The following is a 17603-nucleotide window of genomic DNA, read 5'->3' on the forward strand; positions in this document are numbered from 1 at the left end:
CTGAAGGCATTCACGCGTGCTCAAGACCCGCATCATCCCCTGCCTCGACGTGAAGGACGGGCGCGTCGTGAAGGGCGTGCAGTTCCTCGAACTGCGCGATGCCGGCGATCCGGTCGAATCGGCCAAGGCCTACGATGCGGCCGGCGCCGACGAACTCTGCTTCCTCGACATCACCGCGAGCCACGAGGCGCGCGGCACCCTGCTCGACGTAGTGAGCCGCACGGCGGAAGCCTGCTTCATGCCGCTCACCGTCGGCGGCGGGGTGCGAATCGTGGCCGACGTGCGCACGCTCCTGCTCGCGGGCGCCGACAAGGTCGGCATCAACACGGCCGCCGTGAAGAACCCCGATTTCGTCGCCGAGGCGGCGGAGAAGTTCGGCAGCCAGTGCATCGTGGTCGCGATCGATGCCAAGCGGGTCTCCGGTCCGGACGAGGCCGCGCGCTGGGAGATCTTCACCCATGGCGGGCGCAACCCGACCGGGATCGATGCGGTCGAATTCGCCCGCACGGTCTCCGAGCGGGGCGCGGGCGAACTCCTCGTCACCTCCATGGACAAGGACGGCACCCGCTCCGGCTACGACCTCGCGCTCACCCGTGCCATCGCCGATGCGGTGCGGGTGCCGGTGATCGCCTCCGGCGGTGTCGGCGGGCTCGACGACCTCGTGGCGGGCGTCCGTGACGGCGGCGCGAGCGCGGTGCTGGCGGCCTCGATCTTCCACTTCGGCCACCACACGGTCGGCGAGGCCAAGACCCATATGGCCGCCGCCGGACTTGCGATGCGGCTCGATCCGTAACGGGTATCCGCTGCGCCGATGCCCGCGCCCCTTGACCGGGGGGCTGAGCCTGCGCAGGGTTCGGGGTGCCGGTATCCGATCATGCGATGCCGCATGATACGGTTTCCGCTTGCGCGCCTTATGACGAAGTTCAGCCTCGACGACCTCGCCGCCCTCGTGGACAGCCGCGCCGGCACGCCCCCCGAGACATCCTACACCGCAAAGCTGCTCTCCGAGGGGCCGGCCAAGGCCGCCAAGAAGCTCGGCGAGGAGGCGGTCGAGGCCGTCATCGCGGCCGTGCAGGGTGACCCCAAGGCGCTCGTCTCGGAAGCGGCGGACGTGCTCTACCATCTCGTCGTGACCTTGAAGGCGGCGGGCGTGCCGCTCGACGACGTGATGGCGGAACTGGGTCGGCGCACCGCTCAGAGCGGTCTCGCCGAGAAGGCGGCGCGGAGGCACACATGATCGGCGCTCCGATCCCGTCGGCGGGGATCGAACCGGAGGAGCGCCAGAATCCGGTCACCGGCCACGGGCCGGGCCGTCTCTCGCCCTATCGGATCTTTTCGCGGGACGAATGGGCGCAATTGCGCGCCGACGCCCCACTGACGCTGAGCGCCGAGGATATCGGCCGGCTGCAATCCCTCAACGATCCGATCTCGATCGAGGAGGTCGTGGCGATCTACCTGCCGCTCTCGCGCCTGCTCTCGCTCTACGTCGCGGCGACGCAGGGGCTGTTCAAGGCGACGCAGCGCTTCCTGCTCGCCGAGCACGACCACAAGGTGCCCTATATCATCGGCCTTGCGGGCTCGGTCGCGGTCGGCAAATCGACCACGGCGCGGGTGCTGAAGGCGCTGCTCGCCCGCTGGCCCAACACCCCGAAGGTCGATCTCATCACGACCGACGGCTTCCTCCACCCCAACGCCGAATTGCAGCGCATGGGCGCGATGGAGCGCAAGGGCTTTCCCGAAAGCTACGACAGCGCCGCCCTGCTGCGCTTCCTCGCCGACATCAAGGCCGGCCACAAACGGGTCTCCGCCCCGGTCTATTCCCACCTCGTCTACGATGTGGTGCCGGGTGAGGAGCAGGTGATCGAATCGCCCGATATTCTCATCGTCGAGGGCCTGAACGTCCTCCAGCCGGCACGCCTGCCGCTGGACGGCACCGCGATCCCCTTCGTTTCCGACTTCTTCGATTTCTCGATCTATCTCGACGGGCACGAGGACGACCTGCACCGCTGGTACGTCAACCGCTTCCTGCGCCTGCGCCAGACTGCCTTCCGCGATCCGCTCTCCTACTTCCGCAAATACGCCGAGGTCTCCGAGAACGAGGCGCTGGAGATCGCCGACCGGCTCTGGACGACGATCAACCTGCCGAACCTGCGCGACAACATTCTGCCCACGCGCCAGCGGGCGAGCCTGATCCTGGCCAAGGGGCCGAGCCACCGCATCGAGAGCGTGGCGTTGCGGCGGCTGTGACCGATCGGGGCAATTTATTCCGCAGTTTGGCGGCACAATGCGATTGTCTATTGTTATATTGCATATCACCGTATTGGAGTTGTGCTGTTGCTGGTTCTTGGGCAGGATGACAGTGCAGAATTGGTAATCCGGCCCCGCTGGCCTTCAAGACAAGTTGTCGTCGATGAACGTGTCTACGGCGCGCTTGTCAGTGCACAGTCTCGCGCCCCTAGTCACGTATCGCTTGTGCTGACGCGGGGTTTTGAGGCCGAAACTTCGTTGACCGGCCGCATTCGCCAAGTGTCACGCGCCGTCGGTAGGTGCGCATTCTGGCTCATCTATCCGAATCGTCGATCGGAAATTCAACCCATATTCGGTGCAAACGGGCACAATGTTGATGGAACACATATCGATGTTTCGATCGCGATTGACGGCAGAATAATCCAGTTCCTGCCACTTGGAGTATTTACGCCCCCGTTCTGGCAGGAGCGATACATACTCAAGTATGAACCCATTCTGCGTCCTATCTGGAGAGCACTGGAGGAGTGTGGATTTCACATTCACACTAATCCGACAGAAAGCCTCCAGATCCATTGCGATTACCGAGGCTCCAACTGATGGGATGAGGCAACTTGGCCGCTATGCCCGTCGGACATCGCTAGTAGCGCTGCGCTTAGGCAACTCCGTGCTCGCAGTTTGTTGGGTCTAAAGGTCTGGGGTTGCCACAAAACGGGTCTTTCCGCCGGCCGATCTCACTTCGTCTACGGCGTGGTGCCCGGCGAGGAGCCGGAGATCGAGTTACTCGATGCCCTATCGTGACACTGCGGCGGCTGTGACCGGCGACGCTCAATAGCTCGGCCATAGCCCCCGCGTCGCGCGTCCGAGCATGTGCCCGTCCGGATCGCGGAAATAGAGGCTCGTCGCCCCGCTCGGCCACGCGACACGCCCTTCGATGGCGATACCCCGCGATGCGAGCTTCGCCTCCCATGCCGGCAGATCGTCTTGCGTCGTCCCGAAACAGAGATGCAGCGGCCCTGTCCCGTCATGCGGCGGGATCGACCCGCCATGCAGGCACTGCGGTGACACGGATGCGCCGCGCCTGAACAGCAGAAGCACGTTCCGTCCGCCGACATCGTAGGCCCAGAGTGTCTCCGACTGCAGGACGCGCTCGAGACCGATGACGGTTTCATCGAACGCATGGCCTCTCTGTAAGTCATCGACGTACAGGGCCGTCTCCAAGATGCGATCGGGCCGCAGCATCGCCGAGGGCCTTCTTCCGTCGATGGTGCAACGCGGATCGGCGCGCACCGCATTCTCCTCCGATCTTGTCGGCTGCGAACCTCAACGCCGGTGGAAAACATCGGGGACAGCCGGTCAAATGGCTCAGCTTGCCTGCAAATTGCCGCGGCTTGCCCTGGGGATGCCACAACCTCGGCCGTGTTTGCGCCACATCCGGCGGCGTAAGTGTGGCCCACACGCCGCTGGCGCCATCACGAAGAGTGAGCGACGACAACGATGCAGGGCCGTTCGATCGGATCGCCGCGGACCACCAAGATCTCCTCTCACGCTCCTCGCAAGAGCGGGCGTCCCACCCCGTCCTCCGACGCCATCACCCTCAATTCCCGGACGGGGCGCGATCACGGCAGCCGCACGGCGCTGGTCCGCTCCATCCTTTCCATGACCCTGCTGGCCGGCGGCTTGAGCGCGGTTCTGCTCAATGCCGGCACCGATTTCGGCCGGGCCGAGGCTTCGACCAAGGTGTCCGACCTCGCCATGCCGAAGCCGCGCCTTCAGGCGCTCGCGCCCGAGATGCCGGTGTCGAGCGTGCTGGCCGCCTCCGCGAGCTTCCACCCCATAGGCGATCTCGACACCGAACTCGGTGCCAACACGGTCGACCGCGTCTCCTACGACTTCCTGCTCTCGCAGACCTCGACCGGCGACCCGAACGACATCCTCGAATTCGGGCCGATGAAGATCCGCCGCCACCTCGTCCAGACGATCGTGAAGGCGGCTCAGGCGGTCCAGACCGATCCGGTCCTGCTCATGGCGGTGGCCGACAAGGAGTCGAGCTTCATCACCGCCGTCCAGGCCAAGACCTCTTCGGCCACCGGCCTGTTCCAGTTCATCGAACGCACCTGGCTCGGCGTGATCCGCGATTTCGGACCCCGATACGGATACGAGAAGGAGGCCGGCCTGATCGTCCCGGACGGCAACGACCGGCCGTCGATCCAGGATCAGGCCGAGCGCTCCCGCATTCTCGATCTGCGCCGCGACCCCTACCTCTCGGCCGTCATGGCCGGCGAGATGCTGAAGCGTGACGCCGGACGCATCGCCCTGAAGATCGGCCGCGAGCTGACTCTCGGCGAGGTCTACCTCGCCCACTTCCTCGGGCCGGACGACGCCGAGAATTTCCTGTCCCGAGTGGTCGACAAGCCAACCGCCGCCGCCGCGACCCTGCTGCCGGGCCCGGCTCGGGCCAACCGGTCGATCTTCTTTGCCGGCACCACCGGCCGGGGCCGTCACCGCAAGCCCGCGAGCCTCTCGGTCGCGCAGGTGCACCAGAAGTTCGAGGCCATGATGAACGCCCGCGGCGACCGCTATCGCGACGTCCGCACCGTGGCCGGCCTCGTCGCGCTCGCCGACGCAGAGGCGGTTCAGTAGACGTGCGGCCGCCCGCCGCGCGGCGGGCCCGCGACGGTGAAAATCTTCCTCCGACGCAACTGAGCGGCCCCCACCCGCTTTGTTGTGTTGTGGTGCGGCCCGGACGCGCAGGGGAGGATCGTTTCGCCTTGAACGACACGTTTCGAGACCGATCGCATCGGGGGCCCGCCGATGATCCGCTTCTGCCGAGCATGAAACTCGATCAGATCGGGCAGGCGCTCGCCTCCTGCTACGACAACCTCGTCGCAGAGGGCATTCCCGACCATCTCGCTGCCCTGGTTCGGCGGGTCGATGTCGCCGAACGCGCCGCGCCGACGAAGATCGAGCGTCCGGACGCCCGCATCGCCCTCGTGGTCGAGGACGAGCGCGAAACCCGCGAACTGGCCGAGAGCGTGCTGGAGGAGACCGAGATGCGCGTGATCGGCTGCGACAGCGCCGAGCGTGCCTTGAGCGTCCTGCAGGAGAGAGGCGGCGACGTCGCTCTGGTCTTCGCCGATATCCGTCTCGCGGGGGCGATGGATGGGCTTCAGCTTGCCCGAGCCATCGCCACCCTCTGGCCGCGCACCCGGCTGGTCGTGACCTCCGGCGTCGAACCGGAACACGGCACGGCCTTGCCGGAGGGGGCGGTGTTCATCCCGAAGCCGTGGCGCGCCTTCGACGTGCTGGTCGAGGCCGAGCGCGCCGCCCGCGATCCGTCGCCCCCTGTCAGTTGACCACGCGGGACGCGTGGTCTTGAGGCATCGAGGTGCCGTGCCGGGTGATCGTCAGGCCGCGACTGCGTCGCGCCGACGACGCCAAGGCAGGAAAAACAGCGCCGCCCCGATCAGGCCGACGACGCCCGCACCCATGCCGACATAGACGAGTTCCTGGTCGGTCCGCTCCTGATGCGCGGTGTCATTCAAGATGATAACGTTGTCGTCCGCTCTCCGTGATCCCGCTTCCCCGGCAATGTATTTGATGGGCAGGCGGTCGCTGGCCAACTGGTTGTCGACGATGATCTGAGCGGCCAGCGCATGCGAAATCGTGACGCCTTCGGCCTTATGCCGTAGGCCGCCGCGATCCATCCAACTCAGGTCGAGCTTGTAGTTCGTTCCGCCGCGGCGGCGCTTCACCCGAGTCGCGCTGTCGATCGTCGCCTCGGTCTGGATGCCCATTGCCATCACGTCCCGCCGACGATTGCCGTCCTGCCAACAGGCGAAAGCCAAGATCGGTCCGCCGATTGCGCAGAGAACCGTAAGCCACTTCAGTTTGCCGAGGATCCAACCGACCATACCTTCGACCTCTTCCAGGTTTCGAGGCGATCAGGCTAGGCGGGACGATCGAAGAAATCGAACGAACCGCGGATTGATTGGGTTCGGAGACGACTTTGCTGCACGAAGTCAGGGCGTTGAGCCGGCTCTATTGATGGGAGTTCTCGCGGAGCGCCACAGCCTTGCCGGCAGGCGCCGGGCCGGAGGTTTTGCCGAATCGGCGACCCGGGCAATCTCCTCGCGGCGCGCCTGACGCGCAGCGACGGCCCAGGCTGATGATGGATCGGCGGCCGACCGTCCGTGGCAGTGCCATGGCTCTCGGATGACGGCCCGAAGCGGGTCACGCGTCACGCCGGGCCGTGCCCGATTCGGGAGTAACCACATCGCTACGGCTAAGCTGATGTGAGCCGCTGCACGGCCGAATCGTGGAAAATCCGTAAACAGCGTGGAACCGACCAAGCACAGTCACGCTTGTAATGGCAAAGATTACTGCACAGGTAGGCACCTGCGATGAAGACCTTGGCATCTGTTCTCGCCGGCGTTGTCGGCGTCTGTGTTCTCACGATGGGCGCTGCAAACGCCGCCCCTTACGATCCGTTCGGCTCGGACGGCGACGATTATCAGGAGCAGTCGTCGCCGGGCGGCTGGCCTGTCTACGATCCCTACGCCACGCAGCGCGGCTCCAGCGCGCGAGGCTACGGCCAGGGATACGGAGAGGCCGAGGCCGCTCAAGCGCAGGTGGCGCGTATTCCCCGCGAAATCGTGGAGTACAATAGCCGTTACGCGCCGGGCACGATTGTCGTCTCCACGGCCGAGCGTCGTCTCTACTACGTGCTGCCGGGCGGGCAGGCCGTTCGTTACGGTGTCGGCGTCGGGCGTCCGGGCTTCACCTGGAGCGGCGTGAACAAGATCACCGCCAAGCGTGAATGGCCGGGCTGGACGCCTCCGGCGGCGATGATCGCCCGTCGTCCCGACCTGCCGCGCTATATGGCCGGCGGCATCGAAAACCCTCTCGGCGCCCGCGCGATGTATATCGGCAGGTCGGAATACCGGATCCACGGCTCCAACGAGCCGGACACGATCGGGCAGGCGGTATCTTCGGGCTGCATCCGCATGACCAATGAGGACGTCACCGACCTCTATTCCCGCGTGAAGGTGGGTGCCACCGTGATCGTCAACTGACGCGCGGGATCATCGAGACCTTCGAGAAGGGCCGCACCGGTCATCCCGGCGCGGCTCTTCTCATATCGGTTCGGTGCCCGTGCATCATGACGCGCCGAGCGGTGACCATCGTCGTTTGGGAACTGTTTTAAGGTGAGACGCGTCCGACGGCCGTACGCGGACCGTTCAGGAACGACACCGGCATGTCGCAGAAGCAGCGGGCTCCCAGCGGGCGCGGGCCCGGCAGAGGGCAGGAGAACGGCTGCAGGCCGCTGATGCCCGATTGCACCGCATCGCAATTGAGGCCCATGGCGCGGCGCGGCGGCGGACCACCCCAGTCGCGATCGCGATAGGCGCGCGCGCGGGGCGGAGGCGCATCGTAGCCGTCGTCGTAATATTGTGCCTGGGCGGGCGCGAGGCTTCCGGCCGCGACGGCGATCAGGGCCGCGAGGCCGAGAGTACGAACGGGACGCATCGTGTCCAAAACCTCCGCTGGGCCGCCTCAAACGGAGCCGGCGAGGTGGGGAGCCTTGCGGTGTCCCGGCGGCGGAAAAGAGGCGGAGCGGGAGACGGCTTGACTGGATGAATGTTGTGTTGTGCGCCCTGAAATGAGGACGGCCCACTCCGTTGGGAGCGGGCCGTCGGCCTTACGTGCCGTTCAAACCGACGTTTGGAGGGTGCGTCAGGAGGTGGCCTTCTGCGCGTCGTTGGCCGTCTCGCGGGCCGTCTCGACGCCCTGCTCGTAGGCTTGGCGGGCGTCGGCGGCACCCTGCTGCATGACGCTCTTGGCGTTCTCGGCGCTCTGCTGAAATGCGCTCTGTGCGAGGCCACCGAACTCCTTGGCCTGCGCCTGAATCGCCGCGAACTGCGCGCGCACGAACTCGGCCTGGTGCTGCATGGCCTCCTGGACATCGCGCGAGCGCACGAGCTTCTGCGCCAGGTCGAACGCAGCGTTGACGTTCTGCTCAGCGTACTCGAAGCCGCGCGAGGAGATGCTGGTGGCGTTGTTGCGGGCGAGGTCGGTCGAGCCCTGGACGGTGTCGGCGGTGCGGCGGGCCGCGCCGATGAACGAATCGAACGCCTTGCGGGCCTGCTCGACGCTCTTCTCAGCGAAGTCGCGCATCTCGGTCGGGACTTCGTAATTCGGGGTGTTCGTCACGTCTCTCTCCTGATGTTCGCATCGAGCGCTCGTTGTGCGGCGCACAATGTGCACTGCACAATAGCGCGGGGATAACCTTTTTTCCAGCCCCGGGGGGGCAATTGAGGTTACCAGTTGATAAACGTGTGGCGGCAGGCTTCAGTGTCCACGTCTGGCCGCAGTTAAGTTACACAGGGCTCAGGTGTTCATGCCCCGAACGACCGGCGACAGGGCGATGAAGGGGTTCATGACCAGGGTTCGGATGTCGGACCGCGTAGTGCAGGCTTCCTATCCGGGCGACGACGCGGCCCTTCGTGACGCGTTGGCGCGCTGGAAAGACGACGCATCGATCGCGCCTCTCGTTCGCGAGGGCAGCGCTCTGCTCGTTCTCGATGGGGCGGCCGAGCGCATCCTCTACGCCGCCGGTGCGGCGCTCCCGCTGCGGGCGGGCGTCGCCGGTTCGGACGGCGCCGTCCTGCCGGCTCTTCGCCTGTCCGAGCAGATCCGCCGCGCCGGTGCCCTGGGCACGCGGCCGCGCATGGTCCGCTTGCGCTTCGATCCCCGCGGTGTGGCGCCGCCTGTGGTCGCCCTCGCCGCGCGGGTCGAGATGGACGAGGGGCATCCGGTCCTGCTCCTCGCACCGATCGGGCCGTTGCCGGCCTTGCGGCCGTTCGACATCGGGCCGGCCAAGGCCAGTCCACCCTCCGCGGAGGTGGGCCCGGATGTCGCGAAGCCCGAGGCTCCGTCTCGATCTCCGGCGCCGGAAGTGGAGACGGAAACGGAAACGGCGGAACTGCCGCTCCGTGTGATTTGGCGCAGCGACGCCGATGGCGTGCTGACCCATGTGTCGCGCACCCATCCCGACCTCGCCGAAGCCCTGTCCGGCCGCTCCTGGGCGATGCTCGCCGCGGACGGTGTGATCGAGGGCGCGGCGCTGACGGAAGCGCTCGCGGGCCGACGCACCTTTCGTGCCCTGCCGCTTCTCGTGCGCGGACGTGCCTACGAGCACGCGGTTGAGATCTCAGGCGCTCCTGCGGGCCGTTCGACGGACCACTTCTCCGGGTTCGGCGGCTTCGCGATCCTCGGCGAGCGTCACGCGCGCGCGATGGAGAGTCCGGTCGAGGATGAGGAGGGCGGACCGGAGAACCCGCAGGAGGAGGCCCCGGTCGATGAGAGCGAGGCGGAATCCGGCCTGTCGGTGAACGAGCATGCCGCCTTCCGCGAAGTCGCGCGCGTTCTCGGATTGCGGTTCGCGCCGGACGAAGACGGGGACGACGCGGCGCCGATGCCTGTGCGTCCCGAATCCGCACCGAGCGGCTCGGTGATGCCCTTCCCGATCCCGCAGGGCCGCTTCCCGGAGGCGGAGGCACGCGCGCGGCTCGCACTCACCGAGCTGCTCGAAAGCCTCCCCCTCGGTGTATTCGTCTACCGCGGCAGCGAGATGCTGTTCGCCAGCCGCACCTTCCTCGATCTCACCGGCTACGCGGATCTGCCGGCCCTGCGTCAGGCGGGCCTCGCGCATCTCTTCCGCGGCCTTCCGCCCAGGGATCGGGAGATCATCGGGCCGGTGCCCTTCGCGCGGCCGGAGGGCGGCACGGTGGCGCTCCTCGTCGATCGGGCCGGTCTCGTCTGGGAGGGGGCGGCGGCCGAGATCTGCCTTGCGCGAGCCATGCCGTCTGCCGGCGACATCCAACTCCCCGCCGTTCCGGCCAATGCCGCGCGGCTGCGGGCGGAGAAGGTGCTGGACAGTCTGGAGGACGGCGTCGTCACGCTCGATGCCGAGGGCCGCGTCGTCGGCCTGAACCCGAGCGCTGCCGAACTCGTTCATGCCCATCCCAAGGAGATCGTGGGCGGGCGCTTCGCCGACCTGTTCGCGCCCGAGAGCCTGTCGGCGCTGGAGACGGCCGTCACCGCTTCCCGCCGCTCGGGGACGAGCGAGATCCACGGCGTGACCGTGCGCACCGGGGCGGCGGCGTTGCGCCTGCGTATCGCCCGGCTGCTCGGGGAGGATGCGCCGGGTTATTGCGCCAGCCTGCGCGAGATCCGCGACGAGGACGCGGCGCCTCCGGTTCCGGTCGCGGACGCCGCGCGGCGGAGCGAGCCTGAGGCGGAAGGCGCTTGGAAGGCCAACGCGCTCGCGCGGGTCAGCCGCGAGATCCGCCCTTCGCTCAACGCGATCCTCGGCCTCACCGACATGATGCTGTCCGACCGCTTCGATCGGGCGGATGCCGAGCGTCTCGAGGCCTATTTGCGCGAAGTGCGCCTCTCCGGCGGCCGGATCGCCGGCCTGATCGACGACTTGCGCGATCTCGCGGAGATTCAGGCTGGCCGCGGCAAGCTCACCTTCGCCGACCTTGCGCTGAACGAGCTGGTCGCTTCGTGCATCGCCGCGCAGCAGCCTCAGGCTGCGCGCGATCGCATCGTCCTGCGCACCAGCCTCGCCCCCAACCTGCCGGCGATGAAAGCGGACGCGCGTTCGATCCGGCAGGCGGCCCTGACCGTGCTCGGAAACGCGATCCGCGTGACCGAGGCCGGTGGACAGGTGATCGTCTCGACCACGCTCGCCGAGCAGGGAGAGGTCGCCCTTCGTGTGCGCGACACGGGCACCGGCATGACCGAAGACGAGCTGCTGAGCGCACTCGAGCCGTTCCGGGCCGATGTCGGACCCGCGGCGGAGGGCGACGAGAAGGGGTTCGGGCTGACGCTGACGAAGGCCCTCGTGGAAGCCAATCGCGGGCGCTTCCGCATTACCAGCCGCAAGGACGAGGGCACCCTCGTCGAGATGCTGTTCCCGGCCGCCTGACCGCCCGGCCGGGGCGGGAGCCGGCCTCGCGCGGCCAGAGCTCGCCGGCTCAATTCTTACGACGCGACAAACGTTTCCCGGTCTTGCTTCAGCGGACCGGCGGTCTCTGCGCTGCCTGCAATGAATTACCGTACAACTTGATTGCGCAAAATCGCGGAACTCGACTTTTTGGTGCTTGCCGGGTGTATTCAACTGCGCTTAAGAGTTCTGAGGAAGCCCCGGCTGCGCGGACCTTCGCGATACGATCGGGCACCGGCAGGGAAGAAACCAAATGAGCGAGAAGGTCATCGACGTTCAGGATGCCTGGCGCGACCGGGCTTTGATCGATGAGGCCCAGTACAGGGAAATGTACGAAGCTTCGGTTTCCGATCCGGAGACGTTCTGGGCCGAGCATGGCAAGCGCATCGACTGGTCGACGCCCTTCACCAAGGTCAAGAATACGAGCTTCGCGCCTGGCGATGTGTCGATCAAATGGTTCGAGGACGGCAAGACCAATGTCGCACTAAACTGCATCGACCGCCACCTCGAGACCCGCGGCGACCAGACCGCGATCATCTGGGAGGGCGACGACCCCAACGAGTCGAAGCACATCACCTACCGGCAGTTGCATGCCGAAGTCTGCCGGATGGCCAACGTCCTGCGCAATCGCGGCGTCGGCAAGGGTGACCGCGTCACGCTCTACCTGCCGATGATCCCCGAGGCGGCCTACGCGATGCTGGCCTGCGCGCGTCTGGGCGCCATCCATGCCATCGTCTTTGGCGGCTTCTCGCCCGACTCGCTGGCGAGCCGGATCAAGGGCTGCGGCTCGAAGCTCGTCATCACCGCCGACGAGGGCCTGCGCGGGGGACGCAAGGTGCCGCTCAAGGCCAACGTGGACGAGGCGATCAAGCGTCTCGACAAGGATCTTGTGGACCACGTCGTCGTGGTCAAGCGCACGGGCGGCAACGTGGCGATGGAGCCGGGCCGCGACGTGTATTACCACGAGGCCGCCGAGCAGGTGACCGACGAGTGCCCGGCGGAAGCCGTCGAGGCCGAGCACCCGCTCTTCATCCTCTACACCTCGGGCTCGACCGGCCAGCCGAAGGGCGTGGTGCACACCACCGGCGGCTACCTCGTCTACGCTTCGATGACCCACCAATACGTCTTCGATTACCACGATGGCGACGTCTACTGGTGCACGGCCGATGTCGGCTGGGTCACCGGACACAGCTACATCGTCTACGGTCCGCTCGCGAACGGCGCGACCACGCTGATGTTCGAGGGCATCCCGACATATCCGTCGAATTCCCGCTTCTGGGAGGTGATCGACAAGCACAACGTCAACATCTTCTACACCGCGCCGACCGCGATCCGCTCGCTCATGGGCGGCGGCGAGGGCCCGGTGAAGAAGACCTCGCGCCAATCCCTGCGGGTGCTGGGCTCGGTCGGCGAGCCGATCAACCCGGAGGCCTGGGACTGGTACTACCGCGTCGTCGGCGATTCCCGCTGCCCGATCGTCGATACGTGGTGGCAGACCGAGACCGGCGGCATCCTCATTACCCCGCTGCCGGGCGCGACGCGGCTGAAGCCCGGCTCGGCCACACTCCCGTTCTTCGGCGTGCAGCCGGTCATGGTCGATGCCGAGGGCAAGGCGCTCGACGGGGCCTGCGAGGGCAACCTCTGCATCAAGGACAGCTGGCCGGGCCAGATGCGCACGGTCTACGGCGACCACGAGCGCTTCGAGCAGACCTACTTCTCGACCTACAAGGATCTCTACTTCACCGGCGACGGGGCCCGGCGCGACGCGGACGGCTATTACTGGATCACCGGCCGCGTGGACGACGTCATCAACGTTTCCGGTCACCGCATGGGTACGGCGGAGGTCGAATCCTCCCTCGTTGCCCATCCGAAGGTCTCGGAAGCCGCAGTCGTCGGCTATCCGCACAACGTGAAGGGCCAGGGCATCTACGCCTACGTCACCCTCAACGAGGGTGAGGAGGGCACGGAAGAACTGCGCAAGGAGCTGGTCATCTGGGTCCGCAAGGATATCGGCCCGATCGCCTCGCCCGATCTGCTTCAATTCGCGCCGGGGTTGCCCAAGACCCGCTCCGGCAAGATCATGCGCCGCATCCTGCGCAAGATTGCCGAGGACGATTTCGGCTCGCTCGGTGACACCTCGACCCTGGCCGAGCCGGCCGTGGTCGATGACCTGATCGAGAACCGCCAGAACCGCTCGGCCTGAGCGTATCACGACAGCGCCCGCCGCACGCGGCGAGCGCCGATCCGGGCACGACCCCGATGCCTGGAATTCACGGTGCCGGTTGCCCGCTTCGGGCGGGCCGGTGCCGGTTTAGGCCGGAGCGGATGCCAACGCCTCGGTTGTCACCATCACAGAATAAGCAGCCGATCCCCCGGCCCCATGCCGCGGTGAAACAGGATCGCGCGGGAGGAGATTGATGAGTAGCATCCAGACGGTGAGGCCGTCCGCGACGTCGGGCGCCCGCACACTCCAAGGGGCGGGCGCCCTCGACATGCCCGAGCCCGATCCGCGGCTCGACCGGATCGCTGAAGACCCGATCTTCAAGACGCTGGTTCACGAGCGCACGCGCTTCGGCTGGATCCTCACCGGCCTGATGCTGTTCGTCTATTTCGGCTTCATCGGTCTCATCGCCTTCGACAAGGCGCTCCTCGCGACGAAGGTCGGCGGCACGGCTTCGCTCGGCTTCTACATGGGCATGTTCGTCATCGTCTTCGCCTTCATCCTTACGGGCATCTACGTCGCCCGCGCCAACACCCGCTACGACCGGCTCTCGGCCGAACTCATCCGGAGCCTTGCGAAATGATCCGTCCCGTTTCCCGAACCGTTTCGCTCCTGGGCGCGAGCCTCACGCTCGGCGCCGGTTCGGCGCTTGCCGCCGGCCCCGACATGGGCGCCGTGCAGCAGCAGGCCACGAACTGGCCCGCGATCTTCATGTTCCTGTTCTTCGTGCTGTTCACACTCGGCATCACCTACCGGGCGGCGAAGGGCTCGAAGTCGGCGGCCGACTTCTACGCGGCCGGCGGCGGCATCTCCGCACGCACGAACTCGCTCGCGATCGCCGGCGACTACATGTCGGCGGCGTCCTTCCTCGGCATCTCCGGACTCGTCTATTCCTCGGGCTTCGACGGCCTGATCTACTCGACGGGCTTTCTCGTCGGCTGGCCGATCGTGCTGTTCCTGATCGCCGAGCGACTGCGGAATCTCGGCAAGTTCACCTTCGCCGACGTGGCGAGTTTCCGCCTCGACCAGACCTCGATCCGCATCATCTCGGCGACCGGCACTCTCGTCGTGGTGGCGTTCTACCTGATCGCGCAGATGGTCGGCGCGGGTAAGCTGATCCAGCTCCTGTTCGGCCTGCCCTACCTCTACGCGGTGGTGATCGTCGGCGCGCTGATGATCATCTACGTCGCCTTCGGCGGCATGAAGGCGACGACCTGGGTGCAGGTCATCAAGGCCTGCCTGCTGCTCGGCGGGGCGACCTTCATGGCCGGCGCCGTGCTCTACAAGTACGGCTTCAGCCCGGAGAAGCTGTTCGCGGCGGCGGTGCAGACCCATCCGAAGGGCGATTCCATCATGGCGCCCGGCGGCCTCGTCACGAACCCGATCGACTCGATCTCGCTCGGCGTCGGCCTGATGTTCGGCACCGCGGGCCTGCCGCACATCCTGATGCGCTTCTTCACGGTGTCGGACGCGCAGGCGGCGCGGAAGTCGGTGTTCTACGCCACCGGCCTGATCGGCTACTTCTACATCCTCACCTTCATCATCGGCTTCGGCGGCATCGCCCTGCTGATGTCCGACCCGAGCTACTTCAAGCTCGGCGCCGACGGTGTGGCCTACGACAAGATCAAGGACATGGTCGGCGGCACCAACATGGTGGCGGTGAACCTCGCCAACGCGGTGGGCGGGCCGTACTTCCTCGGCTTCATCTCGGCGGTGGCCTTCGCGACCATCCTCGCGGTGGTGGCCGGCCTGACGCTGGCCGGCGCCTCGGCGATCAGCCACGACCTCTACGCCCAGGTCTTCGCCCGCGGTCGCACCACGGAGAAGGCGGAGGTGAACCTCTCCAAGCTCTCCGCCGTCGGCATCGGCATCGTGGCGATCTATCTCGGCTACGTGTTCGAGAACCAGAACGTCGCCTTCATGGTCGGCCTCGCCTTCTCGGTGGCGGCGAGCTGCAACTTCCCGGTCCTGACGATGTCGATCCTCTGGCGCGGGACCACGACCTGGGGCGCCCTCATCGGCGGTCTCGTCGGCCTCGTCGCGGCGGTGAGCATGGTGGTGCTGTCCGATGCGGTCTGGGTGAAGACCTTCGGGCATCCCGCGGCCCTGTTCCCCTACGCGAACCCGGCCCTGTTCTCGATGCCGCTCGCCTTCATCACGATCTGGGGCGTCTCGCTGATGGATCGGACGCGCCGGGCCAATCGCGAGCGCGCCGCCTTCGATGCGCAGTTCGTGCGCTCGGAGACCGGCATCGGAGCCTCGGGGGCGCACGCCCACTGACACGCTGCCCAACGACGCCGGTCCGGAGCTTCTGCAGATCCGGACCGGCCGCGATATCGCTCCCCTGCGCTCAAAAACATCGTAGGGACGCGTATTCTGTCGGTGAAATAAAAAAGGCCCCGCTCTCCAGCGGGGCCTTTTTTTGTTCGATGCGTTCGTGTCAGTGCCGGAAGTGGCGCACGCCGGTGAAGACCATGGCGAGCCCGGCCTCGTCGGCGGCCCGGATCACCTCGTCGTCGCGCATCGAGCCGCCGGGCTGGATCACGGCCGTGGCACCGGCCTCGGCGGCGGCGAGCAGGCCGTCGGCGAAGGGGAAGAAGGCGTCGGAGGCGACCGCCGAACCCTTGGCGAGGCTCTCCGACAGCCCGAGGCGCTGCGCGGCTTCGGCCGCCTTGCGCGCGGCGGTGATCGAGGAATCCACCCGCGACATCTGCCCGGCGCCGATGCCGACCGTGGCCCCGCCCTTGGCGTAGACGATGGCGTTCGACTTCACGTGCTTGGCCACCCGATAGGCAAAGCGCATGTCGGCGAGTTCCGCCTCGCTCGGGGCGCGCTTGGTCACGACCGTCAGGTCCATGTCGTCCACGCTGAGCGCATCCCGGCCCTGGACCAGGAAGCCGCCCGCCACGGTGCGGATGACCTCGCCCTTCGCCCGCGGATCGGCGAGGCCGCCCGCCAGCAGAAGCCGCAGGTTCTTCTTGGCACCGACGATGGCGAGCGCCTCCTCGGAGGCGTCGGGGGCGATGATGACCTCGGTGAAGATCTCGACGATCTTTCTTGCGGCCTCGGCGTCGAGAGGCCGGTTGAGGGCGACGATGCCGCCGAAGGCCGAGGTCGGATCGCAGGCAAGCGCCCGCTCATAGGCCGCCAGCAGATCCGCTCCTTCCGCCACGCCGCAGGGGTTAGCGTGTTTGATGATCGCCACCGCCGCCGTGCGGGCCGGGTCGAACTCGGCGACGCATTCGTAGGCCGCGTCGGTGTCGTTGAGATTGTTGTAGGACAGCTCCTTGCCCTGGACCTGCCGGGCGGTGGCGATGCCGGGGCGCAGTGTACCGGGCAGGCGGTAGAAGGCGGCCGACTGGTGCGGGTTCTCGCCGTAGCGCAGGTTCTGGGCGAGCGTACCGCCGAGCGCCTTGAAGGTCGGGGCCTTGTCGCGTCCCTCGACCGCGGCGAGCCAGTTGGCGATCGCCGCGTCGTAGGAGGCGGTGCGCGAGAACGCCTTCTGCGCGAGCCGGCGGCGGGTCGTGGCGGTGAGGTTGCCGTCATGCGCCGCGAGCTCGGCGAGGATGGCGCCGTAGTCCGAGACATCCACCACCACGGCGACGTCGGCATGGTTCTTGGCCGCGGCGCGGATCATCGCCGGGCCGCCGACATCGATGTTCTCGACGCAGTCGTCATAGGCCTTGCCGGCCTTCAGCGTCTCTTCGAACGGGTAGAGGTTGACGACGAGCAGGTCGATCGCGCCGATGCCGTGGGCGGCCAAAGCCGCCTGATGCTCGGGGTTGTCGCGGACCGCGAGCAAGCCGCCATGGACGGCCGGATGCAGCGTCTTCACCCGGCCGTCCATCATCTCGGGGAAGCGGGTCAGCTCGGAGACTTCCCGGACGGCGAGCCCCGCTTCGGTCAGCGCACGGTGGGTGCCGCCCGTCGAGACCAGTTCGACGCCCCGCTGGCTCAGCGCCGCAGCGAAGTCCGTGAGCCCGGTCTTGTCCGAAACGGAAAGGAGGGCGCGGGTGACCCGGATCTGGTCGCGCGGCATGGGGATCGCCTGTGTCGTCGGTTAAGGAGTTTGCGCGCGCGGTAGCACGGAACCGGCCGGGGCGGCCAGTTGGAGCGGATGATGTC

Annotated in this window: 15 protein-coding genes; 10 read left to right on the forward strand and 5 right to left on the reverse strand. The window is 67.0% G+C overall.

The window, feature by feature from the left end; translation table 11 throughout:
* The first annotated feature begins 16 nt into the window (after nucleotides 1–16).
* The 3 genes from hisF (at nucleotide 17) to coaA (ending at nucleotide 2247) form a co-directional block, all read left to right on the forward strand.
* A complete protein-coding gene (hisF, locus tag Y590_RS11755) occupies nucleotides 17–793 on the forward strand; it encodes an imidazole glycerol phosphate synthase subunit HisF (protein WP_060769999.1) in 777 nt (258 codons plus the stop codon).
* 120 nt (nucleotides 794–913) lie between these two features.
* Entirely contained in the window at nucleotides 914–1237 is a 324-nt protein-coding gene (locus Y590_RS11760; protein WP_012752879.1) for a phosphoribosyl-ATP diphosphatase, read from the forward strand.
* Nucleotides 1234–2247, forward strand: a complete 1014-nt coding sequence (gene coaA, locus Y590_RS11765; protein ID WP_060770000.1) for a type I pantothenate kinase — start codon at nucleotides 1234–1236, stop codon at nucleotides 2245–2247. The genes Y590_RS11760 and coaA overlap by 4 nt, the downstream gene beginning before the upstream one ends.
* Before the next feature lie 825 nt (nucleotides 2248–3072).
* Here coaA and Y590_RS11770 read toward each other — a convergent pair.
* Complete coding sequence (locus tag Y590_RS11770; RefSeq protein ID WP_353612597.1) at nucleotides 3073–3534, reverse strand: VOC family protein; 462 nt, start codon at nucleotides 3532–3534, stop codon at nucleotides 3073–3075.
* 207 nt (nucleotides 3535–3741) lie between these two features.
* On the opposite strand from Y590_RS11770, the gene Y590_RS11775 reads away from it, so the two are divergent.
* Both Y590_RS11775 and Y590_RS11780 read left to right on the forward strand, forming a co-directional pair.
* Nucleotides 3742–4887 (forward strand): transglycosylase SLT domain-containing protein, encoded by a 1146-nt coding sequence (locus Y590_RS11775; RefSeq protein WP_060770002.1) that lies wholly within the window; start codon nucleotides 3742–3744, stop codon nucleotides 4885–4887.
* Between the two features lie 191 nt (nucleotides 4888–5078).
* A complete protein-coding gene (locus Y590_RS11780) occupies nucleotides 5079–5600 on the forward strand; it encodes a response regulator (protein WP_060770003.1) in 522 nt (173 codons plus the stop codon).
* Between the two features lie 51 nt (nucleotides 5601–5651).
* Here Y590_RS11780 and Y590_RS11785 read toward each other — a convergent pair whose 3' ends face one another.
* Nucleotides 5652–6158 (reverse strand): hypothetical protein, encoded by a 507-nt coding sequence (locus Y590_RS11785; protein ID WP_060770004.1) that lies wholly within the window; start codon nucleotides 6156–6158, stop codon nucleotides 5652–5654.
* Between the two features lie 489 nt (nucleotides 6159–6647).
* Here Y590_RS11785 and Y590_RS11790 point away from each other — a divergent pair, with 489 nt between their 5' ends.
* Nucleotides 6648–7319, forward strand: coding sequence for a L,D-transpeptidase (locus tag Y590_RS11790; RefSeq protein WP_060770005.1), 672 nt, complete (start codon nucleotides 6648–6650; stop codon nucleotides 7317–7319).
* Between the two features lie 127 nt (nucleotides 7320–7446).
* Here Y590_RS11790 and Y590_RS11795 read toward each other — a convergent pair whose 3' ends face one another.
* Entirely contained in the window at nucleotides 7447–7773 is a 327-nt protein-coding gene (locus Y590_RS11795; protein ID WP_060770006.1) for a hypothetical protein, read from the reverse strand.
* A 207-nt stretch (nucleotides 7774–7980) separates the two neighbouring features.
* Nucleotides 7981–8457 carry a phasin gene (locus tag Y590_RS11800; protein WP_060770007.1) on the reverse strand — a complete coding sequence of 159 codons (477 nt, stop codon included), beginning with the start codon at nucleotides 8455–8457 and terminating at the stop codon, nucleotides 7981–7983.
* A 241-nt stretch (nucleotides 8458–8698) separates the two neighbouring features.
* On the opposite strand from Y590_RS11800, the gene Y590_RS11805 reads away from it, so the two are divergent.
* From Y590_RS11805 to Y590_RS11820, 4 genes are all read left to right on the forward strand, one after another.
* Nucleotides 8699–11239 (forward strand): sensor histidine kinase, encoded by a 2541-nt coding sequence (locus tag Y590_RS11805; protein ID WP_060770008.1) that lies wholly within the window; start codon nucleotides 8699–8701, stop codon nucleotides 11237–11239.
* A 271-nt stretch (nucleotides 11240–11510) separates the two neighbouring features.
* A complete protein-coding gene (acs, locus tag Y590_RS11810; RefSeq protein WP_060770009.1) occupies nucleotides 11511–13460 on the forward strand; it encodes an acetate--CoA ligase in 1950 nt (649 codons plus the stop codon).
* A 214-nt stretch (nucleotides 13461–13674) separates the two neighbouring features.
* Nucleotides 13675–14061, forward strand: a complete 387-nt coding sequence (locus Y590_RS11815) for a DUF485 domain-containing protein (RefSeq protein WP_083530842.1) — start codon at nucleotides 13675–13677, stop codon at nucleotides 14059–14061.
* On the forward strand, nucleotides 14058–15758 hold the full coding sequence (locus tag Y590_RS11820; RefSeq protein WP_060770010.1) for a cation acetate symporter: 1701 nt from the start codon (nucleotides 14058–14060) through the stop codon (nucleotides 15756–15758). The genes Y590_RS11815 and Y590_RS11820 overlap by 4 nt, the downstream gene beginning before the upstream one ends.
* 160 nt (nucleotides 15759–15918) lie before the next feature.
* On the opposite strand, the gene purH is transcribed toward Y590_RS11820, so the two are convergent.
* Entirely contained in the window at nucleotides 15919–17517 is a 1599-nt protein-coding gene (purH, locus tag Y590_RS11825) for a bifunctional phosphoribosylaminoimidazolecarboxamide formyltransferase/IMP cyclohydrolase (protein WP_060770011.1), read from the reverse strand.
* Nucleotides 17518–17603: the final 86 nt, after the last annotated feature.

Source organism: Methylobacterium sp. AMS5 (assembly GCF_001542815.1).
Lineage (GTDB): Bacteria > Pseudomonadota > Alphaproteobacteria > Rhizobiales > Beijerinckiaceae > Methylobacterium.

Excerpts from the sequence above, each read along its gene's own strand:
- coaA (WP_060770000.1), top strand. The coding sequence starts at position 1,234 with ATGATCGGCGCTCCGATCCCGTCGGCGGGGATCGAACCGGAGGAGCGC.
- purH (WP_060770011.1), bottom strand. The coding sequence starts at position 17,517 with ATGCCGCGCGACCAGATCCGGGTCACCCGCGCCCTCCTTTCCGTTTCG.
- Y590_RS11805 (WP_060770008.1), top strand. The coding sequence starts at position 8,699 with ATGTCGGACCGCGTAGTGCAGGCTTCCTATCCGGGCGACGACGCGGCC.
- Y590_RS11815 (WP_083530842.1), top strand. The coding sequence starts at position 13,675 with ATGAGTAGCATCCAGACGGTGAGGCCGTCCGCGACGTCGGGCGCCCGC.
- Y590_RS11785 (WP_060770004.1), bottom strand. The coding sequence starts at position 6,158 with ATGGTCGGTTGGATCCTCGGCAAACTGAAGTGGCTTACGGTTCTCTGC.
- Y590_RS11795 (WP_060770006.1), bottom strand. The coding sequence starts at position 7,773 with ATGCGTCCCGTTCGTACTCTCGGCCTCGCGGCCCTGATCGCCGTCGCG.
- Y590_RS11790 (WP_060770005.1), top strand. The coding sequence starts at position 6,648 with ATGAAGACCTTGGCATCTGTTCTCGCCGGCGTTGTCGGCGTCTGTGTT.
- Y590_RS11820 (WP_060770010.1), top strand. The coding sequence starts at position 14,058 with ATGATCCGTCCCGTTTCCCGAACCGTTTCGCTCCTGGGCGCGAGCCTC.
- acs (WP_060770009.1), top strand. The coding sequence starts at position 11,511 with ATGAGCGAGAAGGTCATCGACGTTCAGGATGCCTGGCGCGACCGGGCT.
- Y590_RS11775 (WP_060770002.1), top strand. The coding sequence starts at position 3,742 with ATGCAGGGCCGTTCGATCGGATCGCCGCGGACCACCAAGATCTCCTCT.
- Y590_RS11780 (WP_060770003.1), top strand. The coding sequence starts at position 5,079 with ATGAAACTCGATCAGATCGGGCAGGCGCTCGCCTCCTGCTACGACAAC.
- Y590_RS11760 (WP_012752879.1), top strand. The coding sequence starts at position 914 with ATGACGAAGTTCAGCCTCGACGACCTCGCCGCCCTCGTGGACAGCCGC.